This is a genomic window from Alcanivorax sp. HI0083 (assembly GCF_001635175.1).
In genome coordinates, this window is the sequence record NZ_LWFX01001554.1 from 1 (window position 1) to 625 (window position 625).

The 625-nt window shown below is 57.1% G+C and carries 1 protein-coding gene; it reads right to left on the reverse strand.

Annotated features, from left to right (window positions below):
• Positions 1-295 (reverse strand): PHP domain-containing protein (locus A3754_RS23270; protein WP_231880760.1); only part of this gene is annotated, 295 nt, incomplete at its 3' end.
• Between the last annotated feature and the right edge of the window lie 330 nt (positions 296-625).

The following is a 625-nucleotide window of genomic DNA, read 5'->3' on the forward strand; positions in this document are numbered from 1 at the left end:
CATAACTGTTGGCCAGTGTGGCTGCGCGATCCAGACGGCGACCAATCTCCCGGGCACGATTTACCCGTGCCTCCTGCTGGGCTGCGACCCTTTCCTGTAACTGACCACAACCGGTATCCAGCCACAATCCAAGCACATGATATTCCCGGTTTTCGTGACGCACAGACAGTTCGATACCATTCACCAGGCTGATGTCGTGCTGACGGGCAGCCTCATGGGCTTCAGGCAACCCGGCCAGGGTATCGTGGTCAGTCAGGGCCAGACAGGTTACGCCATAGTCCGCAGCCCTCGACACCAGCGCTGCAGGGCTTAGAATACCGTCCGACGCTGTACTGTGACTGTGCAGGTCGATTGTGTGGTTACAAGAAATAGCCAGATCCTCTCAAGGTTCTCGATGTGTCTGCCGTGACTCCCATGCGTCACAGACGCTCACTGCGACAGGCTGACGACGGGAATCAAGGCGCAGGGTAGCATTTTTGAGCCCTTCACCGGCATCTTTAACGCCCTCCGGCTGCCATAAACTGATCAAACGGAATCTCGAATGAGCGAAAGCAACATCCCGGAACAGAACGGCAAGCCAGCCAGCGCCATGCCACCAAAGCAGGAAAGCTTGCTGGCCAACCTG